General features: G+C 68.1%; 24 protein-coding genes and 2 tRNA genes. 18 read left to right on the top strand and 8 right to left on the bottom strand.

The annotated features are described in order from the left end of the window. Window positions 1-4: 4 nt before the first annotated feature. Window positions 5-691: a peptidoglycan-binding domain-containing protein gene (locus BOQ54_RS06525; protein WP_071923553.1), complete on the bottom strand. Its 687-nt coding sequence runs from the start codon at window positions 689-691 to the stop codon at window positions 5-7. Beyond that, window positions 684-2,489, bottom strand: coding sequence for a sensor histidine kinase (locus BOQ54_RS06520; RefSeq protein ID WP_071923552.1), 1,806 nt, complete (start codon window positions 2,487-2,489; stop codon window positions 684-686). The genes BOQ54_RS06525 and BOQ54_RS06520 overlap by 8 nt, the downstream gene beginning before the upstream one ends. A 383-nt stretch (window positions 2,490-2,872) precedes the next feature. Here BOQ54_RS06520 and BOQ54_RS06515 point away from each other — a divergent pair, with 383 nt between their 5' ends. Together BOQ54_RS06515 and BOQ54_RS06510 are read left to right on the top strand one after the other, a co-directional pair. Beyond that, window positions 2,873-3,217 carry a hypothetical protein gene (locus BOQ54_RS06515; protein ID WP_063187572.1) on the top strand — a complete coding sequence of 115 codons (345 nt, stop codon included), beginning with the start codon at window positions 2,873-2,875 and terminating at the stop codon, window positions 3,215-3,217. A 117-nt stretch (window positions 3,218-3,334) separates the two neighbouring features. Continuing rightward, window positions 3,335-3,766 (top strand): SufE family protein, encoded by a 432-nt coding sequence (locus tag BOQ54_RS06510; protein WP_071923551.1) that lies wholly within the window; start codon window positions 3,335-3,337, stop codon window positions 3,764-3,766. Between the two features lie 21 nt (window positions 3,767-3,787). Here the strand turns inward: BOQ54_RS06510 and BOQ54_RS06505 are convergent, their stop codons facing one another. Next, window positions 3,788-4,645: a DUF6456 domain-containing protein gene (locus BOQ54_RS06505; protein ID WP_071924412.1), complete on the bottom strand. Its 858-nt coding sequence runs from the start codon at window positions 4,643-4,645 to the stop codon at window positions 3,788-3,790. Between the two features lie 389 nt (window positions 4,646-5,034). On the opposite strand from BOQ54_RS06505, the gene BOQ54_RS06500 reads away from it, so the two are divergent. Continuing rightward, window positions 5,035-6,303, top strand: a complete 1,269-nt coding sequence (locus BOQ54_RS06500) for a GGDEF domain-containing protein (RefSeq protein ID WP_055459125.1) — start codon at window positions 5,035-5,037, stop codon at window positions 6,301-6,303. Window positions 6,304-6,442: 139 nt separating this feature from the next. On the opposite strand, the gene BOQ54_RS06495 is transcribed toward BOQ54_RS06500, so the two are convergent. Together BOQ54_RS06495 and BOQ54_RS19700 are read right to left on the bottom strand one after the other, a co-directional pair. Then, on the bottom strand, window positions 6,443-6,874 hold the full coding sequence (locus tag BOQ54_RS06495; RefSeq protein ID WP_055459126.1) for a MucR family transcriptional regulator: 432 nt from the start codon (window positions 6,872-6,874) through the stop codon (window positions 6,443-6,445). Window positions 6,875-6,955: 81 nt separating this feature from the next. Beyond that, window positions 6,956-7,258, bottom strand: coding sequence for a hypothetical protein (locus tag BOQ54_RS19700; protein ID WP_141659675.1), 303 nt, complete (start codon window positions 7,256-7,258; stop codon window positions 6,956-6,958). Here BOQ54_RS19700 and msrB point away from each other — a divergent pair. Next, window positions 7,257-7,709: a peptide-methionine (R)-S-oxide reductase MsrB gene (msrB, locus tag BOQ54_RS06490; RefSeq protein WP_055459370.1), complete on the top strand. Its 453-nt coding sequence runs from the start codon at window positions 7,257-7,259 to the stop codon at window positions 7,707-7,709. The genes BOQ54_RS19700 and msrB overlap by 2 nt on opposite strands. Continuing rightward, on the top strand, window positions 7,706-9,802 hold the full coding sequence (locus BOQ54_RS06485) for a S9 family peptidase (RefSeq protein WP_071923550.1): 2,097 nt from the start codon (window positions 7,706-7,708) through the stop codon (window positions 9,800-9,802). Before msrB ends, BOQ54_RS06485 begins: the two co-directional genes overlap by 4 nt. A gap of 121 nt (window positions 9,803-9,923) precedes the next feature. Here BOQ54_RS06485 and BOQ54_RS06480 read toward each other — a convergent pair. Then, window positions 9,924-10,000, bottom strand: a tRNA-Pro gene (locus BOQ54_RS06480). Between the two features lie 265 nt (window positions 10,001-10,265). Here BOQ54_RS06480 and BOQ54_RS06475 point away from each other — a divergent pair. Next, a tRNA-Gln gene (locus BOQ54_RS06475) sits at window positions 10,266-10,340 on the top strand. Between the two features lie 63 nt (window positions 10,341-10,403). Here BOQ54_RS06475 and BOQ54_RS06470 read toward each other — a convergent pair. Beyond that, window positions 10,404-11,747 (bottom strand): HTH domain-containing protein, encoded by a 1,344-nt coding sequence (locus BOQ54_RS06470; protein WP_245316313.1) that lies wholly within the window; start codon window positions 11,745-11,747, stop codon window positions 10,404-10,406. 109 nt (window positions 11,748-11,856) lie between these two features. Next, complete coding sequence (locus tag BOQ54_RS06465; protein WP_063187579.1) at window positions 11,857-12,975, bottom strand: Gfo/Idh/MocA family protein; 1,119 nt, start codon at window positions 12,973-12,975, stop codon at window positions 11,857-11,859. Window positions 12,976-13,061: 86 nt separating this feature from the next. Between BOQ54_RS06465 and BOQ54_RS06460 the strand changes: the two genes are divergently transcribed. The 12 genes from BOQ54_RS06460 (at window position 13,062) to BOQ54_RS06405 (ending at window position 26,791) form a co-directional block, all read left to right on the top strand. Further along, window positions 13,062-13,880, top strand: coding sequence for a MurR/RpiR family transcriptional regulator (locus BOQ54_RS06460; protein WP_055459130.1), 819 nt, complete (start codon window positions 13,062-13,064; stop codon window positions 13,878-13,880). A 190-nt stretch (window positions 13,881-14,070) separates the two neighbouring features. Continuing rightward, on the top strand, window positions 14,071-15,015 hold the full coding sequence (locus BOQ54_RS06455; RefSeq protein ID WP_055459131.1) for a sugar ABC transporter substrate-binding protein: 945 nt from the start codon (window positions 14,071-14,073) through the stop codon (window positions 15,013-15,015). A 186-nt stretch (window positions 15,016-15,201) separates the two neighbouring features. Further along, window positions 15,202-16,299, top strand: coding sequence for an ABC transporter permease (locus tag BOQ54_RS06450; RefSeq protein WP_055459132.1), 1,098 nt, complete (start codon window positions 15,202-15,204; stop codon window positions 16,297-16,299). Next, entirely contained in the window at window positions 16,299-17,078 is a 780-nt protein-coding gene (locus BOQ54_RS06445) for an ATP-binding cassette domain-containing protein (RefSeq protein ID WP_055459133.1), read from the top strand. The genes BOQ54_RS06450 and BOQ54_RS06445 overlap by 1 nt, the downstream gene beginning before the upstream one ends. Continuing rightward, on the top strand, window positions 17,078-18,991 hold the full coding sequence (locus BOQ54_RS06440) for a bifunctional 5-dehydro-2-deoxygluconokinase/5-dehydro-2-deoxyphosphogluconate aldolase (protein WP_071923548.1): 1,914 nt from the start codon (window positions 17,078-17,080) through the stop codon (window positions 18,989-18,991). The genes BOQ54_RS06445 and BOQ54_RS06440 overlap by 1 nt, the downstream gene beginning before the upstream one ends. Continuing rightward, window positions 18,988-20,817: a 3D-(3,5/4)-trihydroxycyclohexane-1,2-dione acylhydrolase (decyclizing) gene (gene iolD, locus BOQ54_RS06435; protein ID WP_063187583.1), complete on the top strand. Its 1,830-nt coding sequence runs from the start codon at window positions 18,988-18,990 to the stop codon at window positions 20,815-20,817. The genes BOQ54_RS06440 and iolD overlap by 4 nt, the downstream gene beginning before the upstream one ends. A gap of 279 nt (window positions 20,818-21,096) precedes the next feature. After that, entirely contained in the window at window positions 21,097-21,996 is a 900-nt protein-coding gene (iolE, locus tag BOQ54_RS06430; protein ID WP_071923547.1) for a myo-inosose-2 dehydratase, read from the top strand. 40 nt (window positions 21,997-22,036) lie between these two features. Beyond that, a complete protein-coding gene (iolB, locus tag BOQ54_RS06425) occupies window positions 22,037-22,837 on the top strand; it encodes a 5-deoxy-glucuronate isomerase (RefSeq protein WP_055459137.1) in 801 nt (266 codons plus the stop codon). A gap of 183 nt (window positions 22,838-23,020) precedes the next feature. Further along, window positions 23,021-24,007, top strand: coding sequence for an inositol 2-dehydrogenase (gene iolG, locus BOQ54_RS06420; protein ID WP_055459138.1), 987 nt, complete (start codon window positions 23,021-23,023; stop codon window positions 24,005-24,007). A gap of 112 nt (window positions 24,008-24,119) precedes the next feature. After that, a complete protein-coding gene (locus BOQ54_RS06415; RefSeq protein WP_055459139.1) occupies window positions 24,120-25,658 on the top strand; it encodes a PAS domain-containing sensor histidine kinase in 1,539 nt (512 codons plus the stop codon). Then, a complete protein-coding gene (gene fixJ, locus BOQ54_RS06410) occupies window positions 25,648-26,277 on the top strand; it encodes a response regulator FixJ (RefSeq protein ID WP_063187593.1) in 630 nt (209 codons plus the stop codon). The genes BOQ54_RS06415 and fixJ overlap by 11 nt, the downstream gene beginning before the upstream one ends. A gap of 136 nt (window positions 26,278-26,413) precedes the next feature. After that, window positions 26,414-26,791: a response regulator transcription factor gene (locus BOQ54_RS06405; protein WP_019402424.1), complete on the top strand. Its 378-nt coding sequence runs from the start codon at window positions 26,414-26,416 to the stop codon at window positions 26,789-26,791. The last annotated feature ends 19 nt before the right edge of the window (window positions 26,792-26,810 follow it).

Below are 26,810 nucleotides of genomic sequence, written 5' to 3'. Positions count from 1 at the left end.
CCGCTCACCGGCCGGCGTTGCCGGCTGCCGCCGCGAGCAGGGAACGCATCTTGTCGGTGAGCTCCCCGGCCACGGGCAGGCCGCGCTCGCGCTCGAACTGCTCGATGGCCTGACGGGTCTGTGGCCCCCACAGGCCGTCCGGCGTCACGCCGTAGCCGAGCTTGGCGAGCGCTTTCTGGGCGTCGAGAACGGCCGTGTCCCCTCCGCTTGCGCCCGCAAGGCCCGTGCGTATGAGATCGCCGATCGGATCGGCCGGCCGCGGGCGCGGCATGACCTCGCCGGCTCCTTCCATGAGATGCTGCGTCAGGGCCGAGGGGCGCGATGGCGGCGCGGGCTCCGCCACGGCGGCGGGCGCCGGCGCAGCCGTGTCGACGACGGCCGCGGGCTGCGGCATGGGCCGTGCAGGCGGCGCCATGCGGACGGGCGCTTCGCTTCCCCGTGCCGTGAAGAGTGGCGCCGGATGTGGCCGCGGCTGCATGACAAGCGCATTGACCGCGACGGCAACGGCAAAGCCACCCGCCAGCACGACACCGAAGGTGCGGCTCGGGCGGCGCAGCACGAGCCCCATCAGGCGGCCGGCAAAGGCCTTTCGCCGCGAGGCGGCAACGATCCGCCCGCGCTGCTGCGTCCGCCCCTGCGGGCGCTCATAGAGCACCAAATCGTGATCCGAACGGGCGAGGGCTTCACGCACTTTTCTTCATCTCTTCCTTGAAGGGGTGAACCGAGCCGCGCGGGCGGGCGAGGGTCTCGACAACGGCCGCCGGCGCAGGCCGGGCGCCTAGGCCGTCGCGCGGCAGCGAGACCGTCACCGTCGTGCCTTCGCCGCTGCGGCTCGTCACCTCGACCGTGCCGCCATGCAGGGCCGCGAGCCCCTGTACCACGCAGAAGCCGAGGCCTGTGCCTTCGTGCGGCCGATCATAGGACGAATGCGCCTGAAAGAAAGGCTTGCCGAGCTGGGTCAGGTCGCTCTCCGCCATGCCGACGCCGGTGTCGCTGACCGTGAGCGTGACATGGGAGCCACGATGGGCGAGCCGCACGGCGACCTCCCCCTGCGGGGTGAACTTGAGGGCGTTGGCGAGAAGATTGAGGAGGATCTGCCGGCAGGCACGCTGATCGGCCACGATCGTGCATGCATCCGTCCCGAGTTCGCGGCGGATCAGCACTCCGGCTGCCCGGGCCTTAACCTCCATCATGTCGCAGCATTCGCGCGCGAGCGCGGCAAGGTCGAACGGCTCCGGCGCGATGGTGAAATTGCCCGATTCGATGCGCGAGACGTCGAGCAGCGCATTGACCACGTCCAGCAGGTGCCGGCCGGACCCGGCGATGATGCCGGCATATTCGCGCCGGCGCACCTCATCGGCCGGGCACAGTGAATCGCTCGCCAGCATTTCCGAGAAACCGATGATGGCGTTGAGCGGCGTGCGCAATTCGTGGCTGACGACGGCCAGGAAGCGATCCTTGGCCTCGCTCGCCGAAACGGCTGCGCGACGCGCGTCCTCAAGCTCGCGCTCGCGCTGGCGCTGGTCGCTCACGTCGCGCGTCACTGCGATCACGGCGCAGCCGTCGGGCGCCTGCGCATCCGCCGGTGCGGCCCGCATCTCAACCCAGCGCACCGTGGGCGCGCCACCCCCTTCGGGGGACGGTGTCATCAGCCGATAGCGGACTTCCACCGGCCGGGCCGTGTGGCGGGCGTCCGCCAGCGCCTTGAGGAAGGCAGGCCGGTCCGCCACATGCACGCGCTCGAACAGGCCACGGCCACCGAGGCCTTCAGGCGCCGCGCCGAGAAGAGACCGCGCCGCCTCGCTGGCGAACACCACCTGCCCGGCGGCATCGTGCCAGGTGACGAGATCGTTCAGCGCACCGAGGACGGCCCGGTCGCGCATGTGACGCGCCGCTTCCCGCCGCCGCCCCTCTCTGTCACGCCCTTGGGCGAGGAGCACGAGGGCGGTGGCGTAGGCGATCGCCGTGGCGGCCGCGAGCGGCCATCCGACCCATGCGGACAGGATGCTGGCGGCGGGACCGGCGAGCGATTCGGCGGCGAGCACGACGCCGGCCGTCGCTGTCGCGATCGCCGCGGCGGCGAGGGCGGCGCCCCGATCGCCCCAGGCGAGTGCCGCGAGCGGCATCAGCGGCAGGAAAATGAGCGCCGGCGAGGCCATCCCGCCCGTACCGCGGCTGACGGTCAGGATGAAGCCGGCAAGCGCCAGCGACGAAATGGCATGGGCGGGCAGAAGCCGTCCGGTGCGGGAGAGGACGGCGGCGGCGACGACCGGCAGCGCAAGACTGGACAGGGCGAGTGCAGCCAGGCCTCCCGGTGCCCCCCAGACGACGAGATAGACCGGCACGAGCGCAAGGGCGGCAAGGCCGGTGGCAAGGCGCGTCAGCATGAAGTCGATGTGGCGCAGACGCTCGGCCTCGTCCTCGACCGCCGGATGGACGAGGACGCCGATGCGCGCCCGAAGGATCGACAGGATCTGCGCTGCAACCACTCTACACACGTCCGCACGAGACCCCTCGCGCGCTCCTTCCAACTCGTGCCCGCAGCTTGCCACCCTGCGATTAAGCGAACCCTAAAGGCGGCGGCGAAAATGCGCCGCCACGACGGCCGGCCGCGTCACGTTCCTTACGGCGGCGGAATTGGGAATCGGTTGCGGACTCATATCGCTGTTAACGAAGGGTGAACATGCGGGAGATCCTGCCCGACAAGGGATTGGCCAGTACCGCCCGGCCCGCTGCAAGGGCTGTCACCCCAGCGCGGCCAGGATCGGTCGAATTGTAACAATCCCGTTCACCGGCCCTTGCGGAACGGGTGGCAGGCTCGGCGGATCAGCCGCGCGAGACGACGGACACAAGACGACGGACGCATGATCCCATGACCTTCCTGCTGCGCAGCGCGCTCGTCATCGGCGTGATCTTCCTTCTCTCTCCCGTGCGCGAGGAAGCCGATGACGGACGCTCCGCCGCAGCGTCGGGTTCGGGATTCCCCGCTGTCGCCCAGCCCCTGCCGGGGCAGGTTGCAAGATCGGCCGACGCGGCCCAGCGGGCGCTCGCCCTTTGGCAGATGCTCGACGACGATACCCGCAGCCGCCTCGTCGAAGCCCTGACCGGCCAGACGGCGACGAAGGCCCCCCCGGCTGCTGCAGCCGGCAGCCGTGACACGCTGAACGAAGGCGATCGCGACGTTCCGTGGCGGGGACCCCACGCCGGCAGGGGTTGACCCCAGTCGCTGCCCGCGACCCTGCGCACCGTGCAATCCGCCGCCGATCGTCTATATAAGTCTCGGTGACAGAAAGCCTGCACGGATTGTGACGGGCCGGGCAATGGACGATTGGTGATGCAGCCTTCTCTCGACGAGATTCTGGACAATTTCGAACTGCTCGACGAGTGGGATGATCGCTATCGCTATCTGATCGAACTCGGCCGCGCGCTCGAGCCCTTGCCGGAAGAGGCGCGCACCGACGCCAACAAGGTGCGCGGCTGCGCCAGCCAGGTCTGGCTCGACACCCGCGTGGTGCGGGAGCCGGGCCGGGAGCCGGTGCTCGACTTTCGCGGCGATAGTGATGCGCATATCGTGCGCGGGCTTGTCGCGCTTGCTTTCGCGATCTTCTCCGGCCGCCCGGCGACGACGATCATCGACACGGATGCGCTCGCCATCTTCAAGCGGCTCGGCCTGTCGGAGCACCTGACGCCGCAGCGCTCGAACGGCCTGCGTTCCATGGTCGAGCGCATCAAGGGCGAGGCCCGCGCCGCGCTGGCCGCCGCCTGAGCGCCGAGCGTCGGCACCGGCCTAGATCGGGGCTGCGGTACCTTCGTCACGCCACAGCCGCAGAGACCGGGCGCGCGCCGGACCCCGCGCCTCCACGGCAAGACCATAGTGCTCCGCGAGACGCGCGAGCGCCATGCCCAGCACGAGCTTGGCGGAGCGCGCCGGCCAGCCTCGCTCGCGCTCAACCGTCTCGAGGCCCTTGAGAAAGCCGCAGACGTCGAACAGGAGATCGGCGAATTCCGGCCCGACCGCCTTCATGGCGCGCCGCACGCGCTGGCGGGCGGCGATGACGGCATCGCTGGCGCTCGCCGGATCGCGCATCCCCCCACTCCCCTGCCCGCCGACGGGATGCCAGCGCGCGCTGACGCTCGGCAGGAGTTGGCCCATGGTGATGTCCCGTCGCAGACGCTCTCCCGCCTCGAGCCCTGCCGCATCGACCAGTGGCGTGCCGCAGCGCCCGCGCCGGCGCGCCAGCGACTGCAGCGGGCTCTCGGCCGCATTCACGCGCAACCGGCGCGCCTCGTCGCCGGCCGCCGGCCGCTCGACCCTCTCGACCAGGTCCCGGTGCTGGGCCTGAAACCCCTCCGCTCCATCGCCGGCCCGCAGGCGCGCGGCGCGGGCGTGACCGGCACCGGTGGCGACCAGCAGGCGGCGACCACGCGACGGGCGCTCCCAGCAGGCAAGGTCTTCCGCTACCAGCCGCTCGGCCGCCGCGATGGGGACACGGCCTGCACCGAGGGTGGTCGCGCCGCGCCGCGCATAAAGCGCGACATGGCCGGCGTCGTCCACGCTCGCCTGGGCGAAGGCGCCCTCCGCCTGCGCGAGGTGCAGGAGCAGGCGCTGACCGGCCGCGCTCAGGTTCTCAACATGTCGGGTCATCATCCGATCCTTCCTGTCAGGGGCAAAGCCAGCCTGCGCCGGTGCGACAGGGAAAGATGCCGCCATCGCTACCGAAACAAGGGCGTTGCGCCAAACCGCAGATATGTTCACTATATGTTCTCTCCAACCGCCGCCTGATCGGGAGGAAGGGGAGTGTTTATAGGTATACATTCCTATATTTGTTCAGGCAAGCCCCCGTTGGAAGGCCGCCCGCGGCCGGCCCCGATGAGGCGCGCCGGTGCGAGCCTTTTCATGCCGCGCGGCGGCGCACGCCGTGCTCCATGAGGCACAGGAGACCGCAGAATGCGGCCGGCACCACCGGAGACAGTTGACAGGCGCGCCCGTCACCGTGCTGTAAAGGCATTGCCTTCCTTGCGCAGCCGCAATCCATGTCGGGTACCGTCCTTCTTCTCTCGCAGGCGCTGATCTATTTCGGCGTGATGGCGGCCCTCTTCCGGTTGCGGCACAGGATGGGCCTCGGCGCCTTCCTGTGCGCCCTCGGTGTCATGCACTTCCTCGAGACCTATCTCGCGGCGGTCTTCTTCATCGAGCTACCCTTCGGCCTTCTCTCGCCTGGCTCGACGGTCCTGTTCTCGGGCAAGCTGGCGATCATCCTGCTGTTCTACATCCGCGAGGATGCCGAGACGGTTCGCCAGCCGATCTATGGCCTCCTCATCGGCAATTTCCTGATGGTCGCCCTCGTGGCGACGCTGCGGCTCGCCGGCCCGCCCGTGCCCCTGCCGGGCTACAACCCCGATCTCGTGCTGATAGACCAGATGGGGGCGCTGATGGTGTGGGGCACAACGCTGCTGTTCATCGACGCGATCGCGCTCATCCTGCTTTACGAGAAGATGCGATCAGTCCTGAGGGGATCGGTCGTACTGCGGGCCTGCGCCACCCTCGCGGTGATCCTGACCTTTGACCAGATCTTCTTCTTCATCGGCCTGCGTTTCGTGACTGGTACGCCCTTCGACGCACTAATCGGCGGCTGGATCGCGAAGATGGGCGCCGCTGCCGTCTACAGCGGCCTGATCGGGCTATACCTTGCGCTATTCGAGCGGGAGGCGCGCAGCGTGGCGCCCCAGGCCATATCGGACGTCTTCTACAAGCTCACCTACCGCCACAAGTACGAGGAGCTTCTCGGCAAGACCCGTTATGATGCCCTGACCGGCGCGCTGACGCGCGAGCGCTTCGAGACGCTGGGTCAGGTGATTCTCGACCGCAATGCGGCAACCCGACGGCCCGTCAGCCTGGCCCTCGTCGACGTCGATCATTTCAAGGGCATCAACGACCGCTACGGGCACGTCACCGGCGACGAGGTGCTGCGGCGCGTGGTCGCGTGCCTGCGGGCGGAGATCCGGACCGATGACCTCGTCTTTCGTTACGGCGGCGAGGAATTCGTCATTCTTTGGGAAAACATGCCGCATATGGCGGCCCTAGCCTCGGCTGAACGCATGCGCCTCTCGCTGCATCAGACGCTGGCCCGGGAATTCGCGGCCGCGCCGACTGTCAGCATCGGCATCGCCACCTTTCCCGATGACGCGCACACGGTTCGCGACCTCGTCGCCCATGCCGATGCGCATCTCTACGAAGCAAAGCGACAGGGGCGAGACCGCGTGGTCGGCAATCACCCGCTCGCCCCGCAGCACAGCGCCTGACGCCGCTTGCCGCCGACGCAAGAGACCATGCCGGGCCGTCGGAAAGCATCATCCGACGGACAAAAGCAAACGGGGCAAACCCATCGGTTGCCCCGTCCATTCATTGCCGATCCGCCGCTCGCCGCGCGGCGAAGCCGCATCAGCCGCGGCTCGAGGTGCGCCGCTTGCGGCGCTGCTGGCCGAGGCCCATCTCCTTGGCGAGTTGCGAACGGGCCTTGGCATAGTTCGGCGCCACCATCGGATAGTCGGCCGGCAGGCCCCACTTCTCGCGATACTGCTCGGGCGTCATGTTGTACTGCGTGCGCAGGTGACGCTTCAGCGACTTGAACTTCTTGCCGTCTTCCAGGCAGATGATGAAGTCGGGCGTAACCGACTTCTTGATCGGAACGGCCGGCTTGGGAGCCTCGACCGGCACCTCGACGACACCGCCGGCAACGCGCATCAGTGCGCCATGGACTTCGCTGATCAGCCCGGGCAGGTCCGCGGAGGCGACAGAATTGTTACTCACGTAGGCGGAAACGATATCGGCCGCGAGCTCGATATAGTTCGCTGACGCTGCATTGTCGTTCATTGAACCCGAATTCCTCTCTTTGTCCCGATCATCCGGTTACCAGCCAATGCCGGCAGGTAACCGGCGACAACACCAAACCGCCTACCGTTGCGCCGGCGAGAGCTTGAACAGCCACCCTGCGAACACTGGCATTTTCGTGTTCCAATCACACTCATGAAGTATGGCAAAGTTGAGAATTTCGCAAGACAAGTTTTTCACTTCTTTGAAATTCTCGTAATCAGGCGCAGCTGTGTGAACAACCCTGAATAGCTGAAGCTCCAGCAGGCGCGCGCGCCCCGCGCGTGCGCTGTCCCGCGCCGAGCATTGCGAACTTTGCGCGCGCCGGCTTGCGCCGGCCTTGGCGCGGGAACATATCGTCAGCACGATCAAGGAGGGAAAATCCATGCCAGCATCGGACGGCAACGGCAAGGTGGAGAAGAATGCGGCGCAATGGCGCGCCGAATTGTCGCCCGAGCAGTTTCGCATCGCCCGCCTCGGCGGCACGGAGCCACCGTTTTCGAGCCCCTACAATACCGAGAAACGGCCGGGCCTCTACCGTTGCGTCTGTTGCGGCGAGCCCCTGTTCGCGAGCCATGCCAAGTATGAATCCGGTTCTGGCTGGCCGAGCTTCTTCGAGCCGGTTGATCGTCGTGCCATCGCCGAAGCGCCCGATCACAAACTTGCGATGCCGCGCACGGAGATCCGATGCGCCCGATGCGACGCCCATCTCGGCCACGTCTTTCCCGACGGACCGCAGCCGACGGGCCTGCGCTATTGCACCAATGGCAGCGCGCTTGTCTTCGAGCCAGAAGGGACCGAGAGAGGAGCCGGCGAGAAGACACGGAACGAGCGATGACACAGCCCCTTCCCCCCCGTGCGCCGGCCCGACCGGTCACCCGGACAGTCCACGGGACCGACATCACCGACGCCTACGGCTGGCTGCGGGCCGACAACTGGCGCGACGTGCTGCGCGATCCCACTCTCCTGCCGGCCGACATCCGCGACCATCTCCGCGCGGAGAACGCCTATGCGGACGCGATCCTCGCCCCGGCCGGAGACTTGCGGCGCCGGCTCGTGGCCGAGATGCGCGGGCGCATCAAGGAGGATGACTCCTCCGTGCCGAGCCCGGACGGGCCCTACAGCTACTATGTGCGCTTCCGGGAAGGCGGGCAGCATCCGCTCGTCTGCCGCCGGCCACGCGACGGCGGCGAGGAGACGATCCTTCTGGACGCAGATGCGCTGGCGGCCGGCAAGACCTTCTTCGACCTCGCCGAGGCGCAGCATTCGCCTGACCATCGCCTGCTCGCCTGGAGCGCCGACGAGACGGGCGGCGAACTGCACACGATCCGCCTGCGCGATCTGGCGACCGGCGCAGATGCCGCCGGCGCGGTCGAGTGGACAACGGGCGAGGTGGTCTGGGCTGCCGATTCGCGCAGCTTCTACTACGTGCGCCTCGACGAGAACCACCGGCCCTCGCGCGTCTTCCGCCACATCCTCGGGACGGATCCGGCGAATGACAAGGAGATCTACCGTGAGGACGACGCAGGCTGGTTCGTGCACCTGTCGCGCACCCAGTCCGGCGCGTTCGGCCTCATCAGCGTCTCCGACCACGAGACGAGCGAAGTATATCTCATCGACCTCGCCGATCCTTCCGCCCGGCCGCGCCTCGTCGTCGCCCGCGAGACGGGCCACCGCTACAGCGTCGAGCACATGGGCGATGATCTCGTCATCTCGACCAACGCGGACGGGGCGGAGGATTTCAAGCTGGTCACGGCGCCGCTCTCCGCCCCCGAGCGCGAGAACTGGCGCGAGCTCGTGCCGCATCGGCCGGGCATCATGCTGCTGAAGCACACCGCCTTCCGCGACTTCCTGGTGCGGCTGGAGCGGGAGGACGCCAACCCGCGCCTCGTGGTGCGGGCGCTCGCCACGGACGATGAACACGCCATCGCCTTCGATGAGCCGGCCTACGGCCTGCGCTACGAGCCGGGCTACGAATACGACACGCCGGTCGTGCGCTTCACCTATTCCTCGATGACGACGCCGGCCGAGACCTATGCCTACGACATGGCGAGCCGCGCGCGGCAGCTTATCAAGCGGCGCGAGGTGCCCAGCGGCCACGACCCGGCCCGCTACGTGACGAAGCGCCTCTTCGCAACGGCCGCGGACGGCGAAACGGTGCCGATCTCGGTGCTGCACCGCCGCGACCTCGCGCTCGACGGCACGGCGCCGTGCCTGCTCTACGGCTACGGCGCCTACGGCATCGCCATCCCCGCCGATTTCGAGAGCAACCGGCTGTCGCTGGTCGATCGCGGCTTCGTCTATGCGATCGCCCATATCCGCGGCGGCACCGAGAAGGGCTGGCGCTGGTACACGGACGGCAAGCGCGAGAAGAAGACCAACAGCTTCAGCGACTTCATCGCCGCCGGTCGGCACCTCGCGGCGCTCGGTTACACGGCGCCGCGGCGGCTCGTCGCCCATGGCGGCAGCGCCGGCGGCATGCTGATGGGCGCCGTCGCCAACGACGCGCCGGACCTGTTCCGCGCCATCCTCGCCGAGGTGCCGTTCGTCGACGTGCTCAACACCATGCTCGACGACAGCCTGCCGCTGACGCCGCCCGAATGGCCGGAGTGGGGCGATCCGATTCGCGACGAGGCGGCCTTCCGGCGAATCCTCGCCTATTCGCCGTACGACCAGGTGAAACCGCAGACCTATCCCGCCATCCTCGCCGTCGCCGGCCTGTCGGACCCGCGCGTCACCTATTGGGAGCCTGCCAAATGGGTGGCGCGCCTGCGCGAGCGCATGACCGGCGGCGGCCCCGTGGCCCTCCACACCAACATGGAAGCCGGCCACGGCGGCGCCGCCGGACGCTTCGAACGGCTGGAAGAGGTGGCGCGGCTCTATGCCTTCGCCATCGTGCAGACGGGGGCGAGCGAGGAGCCTCTCGCCTGAGAAGGCTTTCGTCTCGGCACGGCCGGCTTCAGGCCGGGCCGGGGCATGGCACCGGCGTACGCACCCTTGCGAAAGGCGCGTCACCGGGATGTCTACTGTGATGTCGTGAAGAGCTGCAAAATGGTCGGAGTGGCAGGATTTGAACCTGCGACCCCCTCGTCCCGAACGAGGTGCGCTACCAGACTGCGCTACACTCCGACATGTGCCCGTCGGCAGGCGGTCTTATAGACTCGACGCCTGCGGCCGGCAAGCGTCCTCGCGCAACTTCTTTTCATGCATCCACATGCCGCCGTGGGAGCAAGTGCTGCAACGGCCGCGAAGCGGGCGCGCGGTCAGTCGCCGTTCCGCTCCGCCCGCCGCTTGTGGACAACGCTAGGCCGGCGCCATCCGCCCGGCCCGGCCGCCGCATCGGCGTTGCGTCAGGCCGTCGCTCGAATTATGGTCCGCCCCGCCTGAGTGCTGTTGGGGCGTCGCCAAGTGGTAAGGCAGCGGTTTTTGGTACCGCCATTCGCAGGTTCGAATCCTGCCGCCCCAGCCAGATCGGCCCGCCAGGCCACGCTGTCCCGCCGCCAGGCGGCGGGACTCATGTTGTTATCCATCCTCAGGCCGCCGACCACGCCTTCTGCGCTTCGAGCTTCTTGACTTCGGTGTCGGCGCGCTCGGCCGCCGGCCGGGAGACGAGCGGCGCGCAATAGGCCTCGAACTCGGGGCGCTTCTCGATCATGCCGACCATCATGCCCCACTGCAGGTGGCTCGCGAGATAGACATCGGCCGCGCTGAAGCGGTCGCCAGCGATATAGCGCCGCCCCTTGAGCGCGCCCGCCAGCGTCTCGAGGACCATCTCGTAGGAGCCATAGCCGAAGCTGCGCTGCTGTTCCGGCGAGGGATTCCAGCCTGCCGCATGGTTGGAGGCCGCCGGCTCGAGACAGGCTGCAGTGAAGAACAGCCAGCGGTAGTAGGCGCCGCGATGCTCGGGCGCCGGCAGCAGGCCCGCGTCCGGGAAGGCATCGGCGAGATAGGCGCAGATCGCGGCGGCTTCCGTGACGACCTGGTTGCCATGGACGATCGCCGGCACCTTGCCCATAGGGTTGATGGACAGATAGTCCGGCGCCTTCATCGTGGTGCCGAAATCGAGGACCTTGACAGTGTAGGGGCAGCCGACCTCCTCCAGCATCCAGTGCACGATATAGCCGCGCGACTGCGGATTCGTGTAGAAAATCAATTCCTTGCTCATGTGGGTCTCCTCGCGGTCTCTGGTGACGTCGGTTGACGTAACCCCACGATAGGACGGCTCACTGACAGTTTTTGTCAGCATGGTTTGCCGCCATTCCTGCACCATCTGCCGGCGCGGCCGCGGCGACCGATCGGGAAGGATTTCAGCGGCGAGCATGCGGTCGGCGCGGAAGCTGCGGAAGGCATTGCGCAGCTCGCACCAGGCCACCAGCACCCGCTTCGTCTCGAAGAAGCCGAGCGTCACGGGCCACACGACGCGCTCGGATTTCGCGCCGGCTTCGTCGACATAGGTGAGCGCCAGCTTGCGCTCGGTATTGAGCGCCTGCCGCAGGAGCGCCAGCGCGACGCCTTTGGGACGTTCCCAGCCGGCGCCGATGACGAGCGCATCGTCGTTCATGCGTTCACCAAGATCCGGCGGAAGGACGGCAGCGAGCTTGGCCATCGCATCGCGCGCCGCCGCGCCCATGCTCTCGTCCGTACGCCCCGCCACCCATTTGAGGCCGAGTGCCAGTGCCTCGATCTCTTCGGGAGAGAACATGAGCGGCGGCAGGAGAAAGCCCGGCTTCAGGACATAGCCCACGCCCGGCTCGCCATCGATCTCGGCGCCCATGGCCTGCAGCGCGGCGATGTCGCGATAGAGCGTGCGCAGGCTGACGCCGGCCTCCTTCGCGAGCGCCGCCCCGCTCACCGGCCGGCGGTGGCGACGGAGCATCTGCAGCAAATCGAACAGGCGGTGCGCGCGCGACATGGCGCCAGCATAGCATCGATGCTGACGGTTTCTGTCAGCATGCATTCCAATCCGCGAGGGCTCGCCGACGATGTTAAATCACCACCCGCCGGTCGGTGTGGGCCGCCTCCGCGATGGCGTGGATCACGCGCTCGAAGGCGAGCGCGGCGACGAAATCAGGCTCGGGCCGGCTGTCTTCGGCGATGGCACGCAGGAGGGCGGCAGCCTCGATGACCTTGAGGTCGTTGAAGCCGAGTTGGTGGCCCGCCGCCGGCACGAAGGCGCCGAAGGGTGGGTGGGCGGGGCCGGTCAGGATGGTCTTGAAGCCCTGCTGCGCGCCGGGGCCTTGATTCTCGTAAAGCTGCAGCTCGTTCATGCGCTCCTGGTCGAAGATCAGCATGCCCCTCGTGCCGTGCACCTCCCAGCCGAGGCGGTTCTTGCGGCCCCAGGCGCTGCGCGAGGTGGCGAGGCTGCCGTGGAAGCCGCCCTTGAATCGCACGAGGGCGGTAGCGACGTCCTCGTTTTCCACCGCCGCCTCGCCCGAGCCGTCGGCGAGCGGGCGCGTGCGGTGGACGGTCTGCATGTCGGCAACGAGGCTCTCGATCGGCCCGGCGAGGCCGTAGGCCATGGAGACGAGATGGCAGCCGAGGTCGCCGAGCGCCCCGAGCCCGGCCTCCGCGTGGCGCGCGCGCCAGGTCCACGGCAGGTCGGGATCGGCCTGATAGTCCTCGTCCACCCAACCGCGGAAGTGGACGATGCGGCCGATGGCGCCCTCCTGCACGAGGCGCTGCGCATGCATGAAGGTGGGGTTCTTGATGTAGTTGTAGCCGACGATGGTCTTGACGCCGGCCGCGCGTGCTGCCGCCGCCATCTCCTCGGCCTGGTGCAGCGTCAGCGCCATGGGCTTTTCGCAATAGACGTGCTTGCCCGCCGCGATGGCCGCCATGGCGATCTCGTGGTGCAGGCGATTCGGCGTCGTGATCGAGACGATGTCGACGGCGGGATCGGCGACGAGCGCGCGCCAGTCGTCGGTCGCACGGGCGAAGCCGAACTGGCCGGCCATGGCCGCCGCCTTGTCGGCCGGCGTCTCGCACAGGAGCTCGAGCCGCGGCGTCGGCACGTCTCCCATCACCGCCTTGACCGCGCCGAAGGCGAGTGCATGGCACTTGCCCATGAAACCCGTCCCGATGAGGCCGATGCCCAGGCTTTCCATTTTCCGGCTCCCCTCCCGAGCAAATGGAATATATATTCCATTCAATCGATGAATATAGAACGACGGTTCTGTCAAGGAACAATGTCATGAAGAAGCCGGCCGCACCCGCCTCCGTCGACGAATTTCAGGAGCGGCTCGTCCAGATCGCGGACACGCTGCCCAAGCGCCTGCGGCAGTGCGCCGATTTCGTGGCACACAACACGGACAGGATCGCCCTCTCCACCGTCGCGGAACTGGCGGCGGGCGCCGGCGTACAGCCGTCAGCTTTCATGCGCTTCTGTCAGTTGCTCGGCTTTGCTGGTTTCAGCGACATGCAGCGCCTGTTCCGCGACAGCTACGGCCAGCGCTGGCCCGATTATGCCACGCGGCTCGACAACCTGCGCGCGGAGGGCGGGCAGAGCCCGTCGGCGCTGCTCGCCGAATTCATCGAGGCGGGCCGGCTGTCGCTGGAGCGTCTGGCTTCGACGGTCGATTCGGAAGCGCTCGATGCCGCTGTGGCCGCGCTCGCCGCTGCGCCCACCATCCACGTTATGGGCATGCGCCGGGCCTTCCCGGTGGCCACCTATCTCAGCTACGCCTTCGAGAAGATGGATATCCCTTCCATCCTGCATGACGGCGTCGGCAAGCTGGGGCGGCGCCACGCCATCCGCCCGGGCGACGTCGTCATCGCCATCTCCTTCGCGCCCTATACGCAGGAGACCATCGACCTTGCCGCCTATGCGCGCGAGCGCGGCAACGAGGTTGTCGCCATCACCGACACCGTCACCAGCCCGCTCAGGCGCCTCGGCGTCCACGCCCTCGATGTCTCGGAAGTGGATGTCGGCTCGTTCCGCGCCCTGTCGGCCACCCTTTCGCTCGCGATCGCGCTGGCCGTGGCCGTGGGGGCGGTGCGGCAATCACGATGATATGGAATTTTTTTATTGCATTCTGATTTTTTTGGAACAAAATTTCCATCCAAGAGCCTGCGAGACGGCCCATGACCAATGGCGGCCGCAGCTCCCGGACGCACGGAGACGCCGCGCCAAGCGGGACTGCGCCGGGCGGGATCCGCGCAAGCTCGATGGCCTGACACTTCTGAAGTCTGGGAGAGGAACCATGAGAAAGACACTTGCGGCGCTCGCCGTCGCATCCCTCGCGCTCGCGGGCAGCCTGGCGACGCCGGCCCACGCGGAGGGCGAGCGCTTCGTCTTCGTCAGCCACGCACCTGACAGCGACAGCTGGTGGAACACCATCAAGAACGCGCTCAAGGTGGCGAGCAGCCAGATGGGCGTGACGGTGGAATACCGCAACCCGCCGACCGGCGACCTCGCCGACATGGCCCGCATCGTCGAGCAGGCCACGGCCTCGAACCCGGCTGGCATCATCTCGACCATCGCCGACTTCAACGTCCTCAAGGGCCCGCTCGCCAAGGCAGTCGAGCAGGGCATCCCGGTCATCACCGTGAACTCGGGCACCATCGAGGAATCGAAAGACATCGGCGCGCTGCTGCATATCGGCCAGCCCGAATATGCGGCGGGCTTCGCCGCCGGCGAGCGGGCGAAGGCAGCCGGCGTCAAGAAGTTCCTGTGCGTCAATCACTACATCACCAATCCGGCCTCCGTGCAGCGCTGCCAAGGCTTCGCCGACGGGCTGAACGTGCCGCTCGGCAACCAGATGATCGACACTGGCCTCGATCCTTCCGAGGTCAAGAACAAGGTCTCCGCCTATCTGCGTGCCAACGCCGACACCGACGGCATCATCGCCCTCGGCCCCAACTCCGCCGAGCCGACGATCGCGGCGCTCAAGGAGAACGGCATGGCCGGCCAGGTCCACTTCGGCACCTTCGACCTGTCGGCCGGCATCTCTGCGGCCATCAAGGACGGCACCATCGCCTTCGCCATCGACCAGCAGCCTTACCTGCAGGGCTATCTGCCGGTGGTGCTCCTGACGAACTATGCCCGCTACGGCGTCATACCGCCGAACGCGATCAACTCCGGCCCGGGCTTCATCACCAAGGACAACATCGCCCTCGTCGAGAAGCTCGCCGGCGAATACCGCTGAAACATTGGTCGATGCTGCGGGGCGCCGCCGAGCGCCCCGCATGCGAAACACCGCGGCGGGGCGCGTCTCGCGCCCCGGCGTTTGAGGACTGCGGCGGGGCGCGCCTCGCGCCCCGGCGTTTGAGGACTGCGGCGGGGCGCGCCTCGCGCCCCGCATGCCAAGCACCATCGAAAACGGGGAAACGTCATGACGGACGAGCGGCTCATGCCCGTCTCTTCGCTGCGCCGCGCCATGATCCGGCCGGAACTCGGGGCGATCTGCGGGGTCATCCTGGTCTTCGCCTTCTTCCTGATGGTCGCGGGCGACAGCGGCATGTTCGCGCCGGCCGGCTTCCAGAACTGGCTCGTCGTCTCGGCACAGTTCGCCATCATCGCGGTCGGCGCCTGCCTCCTGATGATCGCGGGCGAGTTCGACCTTTCCGTCGGCTCCATGATCGGCTTTGCCGGCGTCATCGCCGCCATCCTCACCGTGCAGTGGGGCTGGCCGGCGTGGCTCGCCATCCTCGTCACCTTCGCCGTGTGCATCGGACTGGGCGCCATCAACGGCCTGCTCGTCATTCGCACCGGGCTGCCGAGCTTCATCGTCACCCTCGCCTTCCTCTACATCCTGCGCGGCCTCACGATCTGGCTATCGATCCTGACCACGCGCCAGACCATCATCGGGGGTGTGCGCGAGGCGGCTGAGGGCGACTGGCTCGCTGCCCTCTTCGGCGGGGTCATCTTCAAGGGCTTCTTCCAGTGGCTCGGCGACGTGGGCCTCATCGACACCTTCACGCGCGGCGCACGGGCCGGCCAGCCGGTGGTCGAGGGCGTGCCGATGCTCATCGTCTGGGCGATCGGGCTCATCATCTTCGGCCACTGGCTCCTTGCGAAGACGCGCTTCGGCAACTGGATCTTCGCCTCGGGCGGCGATGCACAGGCCGCGCGCTACGTCGGCGTGCCGGTCAACCGCGTGAAGGTGCTGATGTTCATGTTCACCGCCTTCTGCGCCACGGTCTTCGCGATGTGCCAGGTGATGGAGTTCGGCTCGGCTGCCGCCGACCGCGGCCTCCTCAAGGAGTTCGAGGCCATCATCTGCGTGGTCATCGGCGGGGCGCTGCTCACCGGTGGCTACGGCTCGGTCATCGGGGCGGCGCTCGGGGCGCTCATCTTCGGTGTCGTGCAGCAGGGCCTGTTCTTCGCCGGGGCGGAGAGCTCGCTGTTCCGCGTCTTCCTCGGCACGATCCTGATCCTCGCGGTCATCATGAACACCTACATCCGCCGTCTCATCACGGGAGAACGCTGATGACCGCTCCCATCATCGAGATGCGCAACATCGAGAAGCATTTCGGCCCGGTGATCGCGCTCGGCGGCGTCTCCTTCGACGTGCGTCCGGGCGAGTGCCACTGCCTGCTCGGTGACAACGGCGCCGGCAAGTCCACCTTCATCAAGACCATGTCGGGCGTGCACAAGCCCTCGCGCGGCACCATGGTGGTAGAGGGCCAGGAGGTCGTCTTCGACAGCCCGCGCGACGCCATGGCAGCCGGCATCGCGACGGTCTATCAGGATCTGGCGATGATCCCGCTGATGAGCGTGACACGCAATTTCTGGATGGGCCGCGAGCCGGAGAAGGGCTTCGGCCCCTTCAAGACCATCGACTTCGCCAAGGCGAACGAGGTGACGATGCGGGAGATGGCGCGCATGGGCATCAACCTGCGCGAGCCGGAGCAGGCGGTCGGCACCCTCTCGGGCGGCGAGCGCCAGACGGTCGCCATCGCCCGCGCGGTCTATTTCGGCGCCAAGGTGCTCATCCTCGACGAGCCGACCTCGGCGCTCGGCGTGCGTCAGACGGCCAACGTGCTCGCCACCATCGACCAAGTGCGCAAGGCGGGCATCGGGATCGTCTTCATCACCCACAACGTACGCCATGCCATGGCCGTCGGGGACCGCTTCACCGTGCTCAACCGCGGCAAGACGCTGGGCACGGCCGTGCGCGGCGAGATCACGGCCGAGGCGCTGCAGGACCTGATGGCTGGCGGCCAGGAACTCGCGGTGCTCGAAAGCTCGCTCGGAGGGACCGTGTGATGCTCGATGTCATCACCATCGGCCGCTCGTCGGTCGACCTCTACGGCGCGCAGGTCGGCGGGCGGCTGGAGGACATGGCGAGCTTCCGCAAATATATCGGCGGCTCGCCCACCAACATGGCCGCAGGCACGGCGCGGCTCGGCCTCAAGTCGGGCCTCATCACCCGCGTCGGCGACGAGCACATGGGCCGTTTCATCCGCGAGCAACTCATCGCCGAGGGTGTCGACGTCACGGGCGTCAAGACGGACCCGGAGCGGCTCACCGCCCTCGTCATCCTGGGCATCCGCGACCAGCACCAGTTCCCGCTCATCTTCTATCGCGAGAACTGCGCCGACATGGCGCTGAGCGAGGATGACATCGACCCCGCCTATATCGCCGGCAGTCGCTGCGTGACCGCGACCGGCACGCACCTGTCGCATCCGCGTACCGAGGCGGCTGTGCTCAAGGCCGTGCGGCTCGCGCGGGACAACGGGGCAAAGACGGCGCTCGACATCGACTATCGCCCCAATCTCTGGGGCCTCGCCGGCCACGGCGCTGGCGAGAGCCGCTACATCGCCTCCGCAGCGGTGACACAGAAGCTGCAGTCGACCTTGCATCTCTTCGACCTCATCGTCGGCACGGAGGAGGAGTTCCACATCGCCGGCGGCACGACCGACACGGTCGCAGCGCTCCGCGCCGTGCGCGCCGTTTCCAACGCGACGCTCGTGTGCAAGCGCGGGCCGATGGGCGCTGCCGCCTTCGAGGGCGCCATTCCCGACAGCCTCGACGACGGCATCTCCGGGCCGGGTTTTCCGATCGAGGTCTTCAACGTGCTCGGCGCCGGCGACGGCTTCATGTCGGGGCTCCTGCGCGGCTGGCTCCGCGGCGAGGACTGGGTGACGAGCCTCACCTACGCCAATGCCTGCGGCGCCTTCGCCGTCTCGCGCCACGGTTGCACGCCGGCCTATCCGAGCTGGGAGGAGTTGCAGTTCTTCCTGAAGCGCGGCATCGTCACTCCGGCGCTGCGCCACGACACCGAGCTCGAGCAGATCCACTGGGCGACGACGCGCAAGGGCCAATGGCCGCACATGCGCGTCTTCGCCTTCGACCACCGCATGCAGCTCGAGGACATGGCCGACCAGGCGGGTGCGCCGCGCGAGCGCATCGGCCCCTTCAAGTCCCTGTGCCTCAGGGCGGCGCAGCGCGTCGCCGATGGAAAGGCGGGTTACGGCATCCTGTGCGACGGCCGCCTCGGACGCGAAGCGCTCCATGCCGCCGCCGGCACGGGCCTGTGGATCGGCCGCCCCGTGGAACGGCCGGGGTCGCGTCCACTCGAACTCGAAGCGGAACTGGGGCTAGACTATGGCACGGCGCTCGCCGAATGGCCGGTCGAGCATGTCGTCAAGGTGCTGTGCTTCTATCATCCGGACGACGACGCCGGCCTCAAGGCACGGCAGGAGGAGACGGTGAAGCGTCTCGCCGAGGCGGCCCGGCGCAACAACCTCGAATTCCTGCTGGAGATCATCGCTTCGAAGGCGGGGCCGGTGGACGACACGACCACGGCGCGCGTCATCGAGCGTTTCTACGAGATCGGCGTCTTCCCCGACTGGTGGAAGCTCGAGCCGCTACGCAGCGAAGCCGCCTGGCGCAATGCGGTCGAGGCCGTCTCGCGCAACGATCCCCATACGCGCGGCATCGTCGTCCTCGGGCTCGATGCGCCCCTCGAGGAGCTCTCGGCGAGCCTTCGCATGGCGGCGGCCTTCGATCTCGTGAAGGGCTTCGCCGTCGGCCGCACCATCTTCGGCGACGCGGCACGACGCTGGTTCGCCGGCGAGACCGGCGACGAGGAGGCCGTCACGGAGATGGCCGAGAAATACCGCATGCTGTGCGACATCTGGGACCGCGTCCGCACGCAGAAGGAACAACCGTCATGAGCACCATCCGCCTCACGGCCGCTCAGGCCATGGTCCGCTGGCTCGCCGCCCAGAAGACGGCCGACGGCGAGCCCTTCATCGCCGGTTGCTGGGCCATCTTCGGCCATGGCAACGTGGCGGGCATGGGCGAGGCCCTGCACGGCGCGGGCGATGCCCTGCCGACCTGGCGCGGCCACAACGAGCAGACCATGGCACATGCGGCCATCGCCTATGCCAAGGCGCTCAATCGCCAGCGGGCGATGATGGTGACGACCTCCATCGGCCCGGGCGCCCTCAACCTCGTCACCGCCGCGGCGCTCGCCCACGTCAACCGCCTGCCGGTGCTGCTGGTGCCCGGCGACGTCTTCGCCAACCGGGCGCCCGACCCGGTGCTGCAGCAGGTGGAGGATTTCGGCGACGGCACGGTGAGCGCCAACGACTGCTTCAAGCCGGTCAGCCGCTATTTCGACCGCATCGCGCGGCCGGAGCAGTTGCTCACCGCTCTCCCCCGCGCCATGGCAACGATGACCGACCCGGTGGACTGCGGGCCGGTGACACTCGCCTTCTGCCAGGACGTGCAGGCCGAAGCCTATGACTGGCCGGAGACGTTCTTCACCCCGCGCACCTGGCACATCCGCCGCCCGCAGCCGGATGCACGCGAGCTCGCCGAGGCGGCCGAGGCCATCCGCGGCGCGCGCAAGCCTCTGATCATCGCCGGCGGCGGCGTGCTCTATTCGCTCGCCACGCAGACACTCACCACCTTCGCCGAGACGCACCAGATTCCGGTTGCCGAGACGCAGGCGGGCAAGTCGTCTCTGCCGTGGGACCATCCGCTCAATCTCGGCGCCATCGGCGTCACCGGCTCTTCCGCCGCCAATGCGGTGGCGGCCGAGGCCGACCTCGTGATCGCGGTGGGCACCCGCCTGCAGGACTTCACCACCGGAAGCTGGGCCCTGTTCCGCAATCCCGACCGGCGCATCCTCGCCGTTAACGTGACGCCCTATGATGCCGGCAAGCACCGGGCGATCCCGCTGGTCGCCGACGCCAAGGTGGCGCTCGAAGCGCTGTCGGCAGCGCTCGGCGGGCACAAGGCGGCGGCGCCCGAGCCGCAACTGAAGGCGGAATGGCTGAAGGCGGTCGATGCCGCCACCATGGCGCCCGGCGACAACGTGCTGCCGTCGGACGCGCAGGTCATCGGCGCCGTGCAGCGCAGCGTCGGCGAAGACACCATCCTCGTCTGTGCCGCCGGCGGCCTGCCCGGTGAGTTGCACAAGTTGTGGAAGGCAAGCCGCCCGAACGGCTACCACCTCGAATACGGCTTCTCCTGCATGGGCTACGAGATCGCCGGCGGGCTCGGCGTCAAGATGGCGCGGCCCGACCGAGAGGTCGTCGTCATGGTCGGCGACGGCAGCTACATGATGGCGAATTCGGAGCTCGCGACGGCGGTGATGCTCGGCCAGAAGATCATTGTCGTCGTGCTCGATAACCGCGGCTACGGCTGCATCAACCGCCTGCAACGCGCCACCGGTGGCGAGAGCTTCAACAACCTGCTCGACACGGCCCGCCATGCGGTACCCTCTGCCATCGACTTCGCCGCCCATGCCGCCTCCATGGGCGCGAATGCGCAGAAGGTGGCGAGCATCGCCGAGCTGGAAGAGGCGATGGCCCGCGCCCGCAAGGCGGACAGGCCGAGCGCCATCGTCATCGACACGGACCCGATGCCGACGACGGAGGCCGGCGGCCACTGGTGGGACGTGGCGGTGCCGGAGGTCTCCGTGCGGCCGGAGGTCAACGCCGCCCGTGCCGCCTATGAAAAGAACCTCAAGAACCAGCGCCCGGCGGATTGACGCCAGGCCTTTCCCGGAGCCTGAGATGAGCGGGGCAGGATCGAGACCGATCGGTCGTGGCGGCGAGCCTTCGACACGGCTCCGTGCGCAGCGCGCCGGCTCGCGTTCCGCTTCGCTCAATGCATCCGGGGAACAGGTTTCTTCTCCAAGCACACCCCCGTTTCCCGGCCCGAATGCGCGAAGCGCAGGCGAGAGCCGGGAACCAGCGGACAACCCGATGCCCGAGAGGGCATCGCCGCAACCACCTTCAGCCAAACCAGCCCCCACGCGGATAGCGCAATGATCCTCTACGGCACCAATCCCATCGCCTGGTCCAACGACGACGACCAGAGCCTCGGCGCCAATATCAGCCTCGACCAGTGCCTGAGCGAGGCCGGCAAGATCGGCTTCGACGGTATCGAGAAGGGCCACAAGATGCCCACCGAGCCCGCCGCACTGAAGGCCGCGCTCGCGCCGCACGGGCTTTCCTTCGTCTCCGGCTGGCACTCGCTCAACCTTCTCGCCCATTCGGTGGAGGAGGAGAAGACGGCGATCAGACCGCATCTCGACCTGCTGAAAGCCATGGGAAGCAAGGTCTGCATCGTCTGCGAGACCTCGAACGCCATCCACGGCAACGATAGGGTGGCGCTGCAAGACCGGCCGGTGCTGCCGGCCGGTGACTGGCCCGCCTTCGGCGCCGCCGTGGAACAGATCGCGCAATATTGCGCCGATGAGGGCATCACCCTCGTCTATCACCACCACATGGGCACCGTGGTGCAGGCGGAGGAGGAGATCGACGCGCTGATGGCGCATACGGGGCCGGCGACGCATCTCCTGCTCGATACCGGCCATTGCTGGTTCGGCGGCGGCGACCCGGCGCGCGTCGCGAAGAAATACATGGACCGGGTCGCCCATATCCACGCCAAGAACGTGCGCCCCGCCATCCGCGCCGAGGTCGAGAAGGAGGGTCTCTCCTTCCTCGAAGGCGTGCGCCGCGGCGTCTTCACCGTTCCGGGCGACCCGGAGGGCGGCGTCGACTTTCCGCCCGTACTCAGGATCGCCGCAGAGCACGGCTATCAGGGATGGCTCGTCATCGAGGCCGAGCAGGACCCAGCCGTGCGCAACCCTTACGAATACCAGTCGATGGGGCTGAAGGCGCTGAAAGCCATGGCGCGCGAGGCGGGGCTGGACAAGGCGTGATGGCAGGAAGAGACAGCCCGGAACAGGCGGAGACGATGCAATGACCCAGCTCTTGCGCAAGCCCACCGGCACGACGGGCAAGGTGCACGACATCACCCCGACGAGCGCCGGATGGGGCTATGTCGGCTTCGGCCTCTACCGGCTCGTGCCCGGCGAGACGGCGGCGGAGCCGACCGGCGACACCGAGGTGATCCTGGTGCTCGTCGAGGGCAAGGCCGAGATCGGCGTCGGCGACAAAAGCTTCGGCGAGCTTGGCGAGCGCCTGAACGTCTTCGAGGGCACGCCGCCGCACGGCGTCTATGCGCCGAACGGCACCACCTGGTCGGCGCGGGCGACGACGCCTTGCACGCTCGCCATCTGCACGGCGCCCGGCAAGGGCGGGCACGAGGCCCGCGTGCTGACCGGCATCGAGAAGGTCACGCGCGGCAAGGGCGCCAACACCCGCTACATCCATCCCATCGCCATGGAGGACAGCGACGTCGCCGACAGCCTGCTGGTGACGGAGGTGTTCACGCCGCAGGGCAACTGGTCGAGCTACCCGCCGCACCGGCACGACGAGGACCGCTATCCCGAGATGACCTATCTCGAGGAGACCTATTACCACCGCCTCAACCCGGCGCAGGGCTTCGGCATTCAGCGTGTCTTCACCGAGGACGGCACGCTCGACGAGACCATGGCGGTGAGCGACGGCGACGTGGTGCTGGTGCCGCGCGGCCACCATCCCTGCGGCACGCCCTACGGCTACGAGATGTACTACCTCAACGTCATGGCGGGCCCGATCCGCAAATGGCGTTTCCAGAACCACCCGGACCACGACTGGATTTTCCAGCGCGACAAGTGATGCAAACGGCCCTCGCCTCCACCGTCATGGCCGGGCTTGTCCCGGCCATCCACGCCTCTGACATAGCTCAGGCTTCAGGGCGTGGATGCCCGCGACAAGCGCGGGCATGACGGTGGGGAAACAGGGCCGTTGGTGTGGCGGCGCGCCGCCAAGATAGAAGCCCCCGACCCAAGGACGACACCCATGCTCAATATCGGACTGCTCGGCGCAGGCCGCATCGGCATCACCCACGCCCGGGCCGTGATCGCCCTCCCCGACGCGCGCATCGCGGCCGTTTTCGATCCCGTCGATGCGGCCGCCGACGCGGCGCAGGCGCTGACGGGGGCGCGGCGCGCCAGCGTCGAGGAGATCATGGCGGACAAGGACATCGCCGCCGTCATCGTGGCGACGCCGACGGACCTGCATGCGACGCAGGTGGAAGAAGCGGCGCGCGCAGGCAAGGCGATCTTCTGCGAGAAGCCGATCGACCTTTCCAGCGCCCGCGCCGAGGCCTGCCTCGCCGTGGTGCGCGAGCACAATGCCAGGCTGATGCTCGGCTTCAACCGCCGCTTCGACCCGAGTTTCGCTCGCCTCAAGGCGGAGGTCGAGGCCGGCGCGGTGGGCAAGGTCGAGCTCGTGCAGATCACGAGCCGCGACCCCGCTCCGCCGCCGGTCGACTACATCAAGCGCTCGGGCGGGCTCTTCCGCGACATGATGATCCACGACTTCGACATGGCGCGCTTCCTGCTCGGCGAGGAGGTGACGGAAGTCTTCGCCACCGGCGCCGCCCTCGTTGATCCTGCCATCGGCGCAGCGGGCGATGTCGACACGGCGACCGCGACACTGAAGACGGCGAGCGGGCGCATCGCCGTCATCACCAATTCGCGCCGGGCGAGCTACGGCTACGACCAGCGCCTCGAGGTGCATGGCGAGAAGGGCATGATCCAGGCGGGCAACGAGACGGCTACGACGCTGACGCGCGCCAATGCGTCCGGCTTCACCAGCGACCCGCTGCTCGACTTCTTCATGCAGCGCTATGCCGAGGCCTACCGGCTCGAGCTCGCGGCCTTCTGCCGGCTGGCGGCTGGCGAAGACATCGCGGTGCCGACGGGCGAGGACGGTCTGGCCGCGCTCAGGCTGGCCGATGCCGCGGTGACGTCGCTGGCCTCCGGCCGGTCGGTCAGGCTCTGATGCGCGCCACGCGTGCGACGCGCCGCCGCAAGGCTGCCACGCACGCGGGACGGTGGCCCCCGGCACCTGAGGGCGTTATACAATCGGCGTGACCGATCATCCGGGGGATCGCTTGACCGACGCCAGCGCCCAATCGGCGCTCGCCGCCTCACGGGGCCGGCGCGCCGAACTTCTGATCGACGCCGTCGCCGACATCGCGCTCTTCGTACTCGACACCGGAGGCGTGATCACGACGGTGAATGCCGGCGCTCGCACCATCACAGGCTGGCGCGAGGACGAACTGCTCGACGAGAACTGGGTGAAGCTGTTCCCGGCCGACGCGGCGGCCGCTGGCCTGCCCGCGGAGGCGCTCGCCGCGGCGGCGGCCGAAGGGCGACACGAATTGCGGCGGCCCTTGCAGCGCAAAGACGGTGGCACCTTCGTCGCGCAGGCCAGCCTGACGCCACTCGGCGACCAGGGCACGCCCATGGGCTTTGCGCTCGTCATCCGCGACATCTCTGCCAGCGCCACGGCGGAGGAAACGCTCAAGGCGCGCGAGGCCCATCTGCGTTCCATCCTCGAGACCGTGCCCGACGCGATGATCGTCATCGACGAGCAGGGCCTGATGCAGTCCTTCAGCGTGGCGGCCGAGCGCCTCTTCGGCCTCTCGGCGGCCGAGGTCATCGGCCGCAACGTCAGCATGCTGATGCCCTCGCCCTACCGCGAGCGGCACGACGGCTACATCGAGCGCTACCTGACGACCGGCGAGCGGCGCATCATCGGCATCGGCCGCGTCGTGGTCGGCCAGCGCAGCGACGGCTCGACCTTCCCGATGGAACTCGCGGTGGGCGAGATGGTGTCAGGCGGAGCGCGTTATTTCACGGGCTTCATCCGCGACCTGACGGAGCGGCAGAAGACGGAGACACGGCTGCAGGAGCTGCAGGCCGAGCTCGTCCACATGTCCCGCTACACGGCCCTCGGCGAGATGGCTTCGACGCTGGCGCACGAGATCAACCAGCCGCTCACCGCCATCACCAACTATCTCAAGGGTTGCCACCGCCTGCTCGGGCAGCTGGAGGGCGAGCGCATCGCGCTGCTGCGCGACGGCGTGAACGAGGCCGCCGAGCAGGCGCTGAGGGCGGGACAGATTATCCGCCATCTGCGCGAGTTCGTCGCCCGCGGCGAGAGCGAGCATCGGCTGGAAAGCCTGCCCAAACTCATCGAGGAGGCGAGCGCGCTTGCCCTCGTCGGCGCCCGGGAAAAGGGCGTGCGCGTGACCTTCGGCCTCGACCCGCAGGCCTCCGAGGTCTTCGCCGACCGAATCCAGATCCAGCAGATCCTGCTCAATCTGATCCGCAACGCCATCGAGGCGATGCAGGATGCCCCTGTGCGCGAGCTTTCGGTCACGACCCGCGCGCTGCCCGACGAGCACCTCGTCGAGATCGCCGTGTCCGACACGGGCACGGGCCTGTCGGAAGAGGTGCGCAACCGCCTCTTCGAGCCCTTCGTGACGACCAAGCAGCACGGCATGGGCGTCGGCCTGTCGATCTGCCGCACGATCGTTGCGGCCCATGGGGGTCGGATCTGGGCAGAGACGGAGGCCGGTGCCGGCACCACGTTCCATTTCACATTGCGGACGGCTGGAGAGGAGGAGTTCATCCATGGCACCTGAGGCGGTGGTTCACGTGGTCGACGACGATCTCGCCGTGCGCCAGTCGCTGTCCTTCCTGCTTGCCTCGGACGGCCTGCCGGTACGCCTGCACGAATCGGCTACCGCCTTCCTCGCGAGCGCCGTGCAAGCCCAGGCGGGCTGCATCGTCACGGACGTACGCATGCCCGGGCTCGACGGCATCGCCTTCCTGCAGGAGCTCAGGCGCCGCGGCAGCACCTTGCCGGTCATCGTCATGACCGGGCACGCGGATGTGCCGCTCGCGATATCCGCGATGAAGGCTGGTGCCGTCGACTTTCTCGAGAAGCCGTTCGACGACGACCTGTTCCTCGCCGCCGTCCGCACCGCGCTCGACCGCAATGCCGAAGAGGCGCGCCGCGTGGCAGAGGCGAGCGCCCTCAACGAGCGCCTCTCGACGCTCAGCGAGCGCGAGCGGCAGGTGCTCGCAGGGCTCGTCGACGGCAAGGCCAACAAGGTCATCGCCTTCGAGCTCGGCATCAGCCCGCGCACGGTCGAGATCTATCGCGCCAACGTGATGGCCAAGATGCAGGCGGCGAGCCTGTCCCAACTCGTGCGCATGGTCCTCGTGGGCGAGGGCGCCGGCGAGCGCCGGGATGCGTGAGCCGCGCCGCGGGCGAGGAGGCGAGTAGGTAGATTTCCGTAATTGGAGCATGGCCCGGTCTTGAGGCACATCAAGCCGTTGCTCGCGTCGACGGCGTAGGGTGTTCCCAATCGCCAAGACCATACGGGACGTGTTGATGTCGCTGGTTGGGGGACCTGTCCTCATCGTCGATGACGATGCGGCGGTCCGCGCCTCGCTCAAATTCGCGCTGGAGCTCGAAGGGCTCGATGTGCGCCTCTACGAAAGCGCCCCGCAGCTTCTGGCGGAGAAGGCGCTTCCGCCGCACGGCTGCATCGTGGTCGACTATTCGATGCCCGGCATGAGCGGCCTCGAACTCATCGATGCCCTGCGCCTGCGCCACATCGGCCTGCCCGCCATTCTCATCTCCGGCAAGGTCAATGACGACCTGCGCCGCCAGGCGGAGCGCCACGGCTTCCGCCAGGTGCTGGAGAAGCCGCTCGAAGACAGCCAGCTGCTCGACGGCATCCGCACGGCCCTCGCCGACGCGCCCTGATCCCCCTTCATTCCCTGCG

Source organism: Chelatococcus daeguensis (assembly GCF_001887265.1).
GTDB classification, from domain to species: domain Bacteria; phylum Pseudomonadota; class Alphaproteobacteria; order Rhizobiales; family Beijerinckiaceae; genus Chelatococcus_A; species Chelatococcus_A sambhunathii.
Note: the sequence above shows the minus strand (reverse complement) of the source record. Positions and strands in the feature narration are given on the sequence as shown.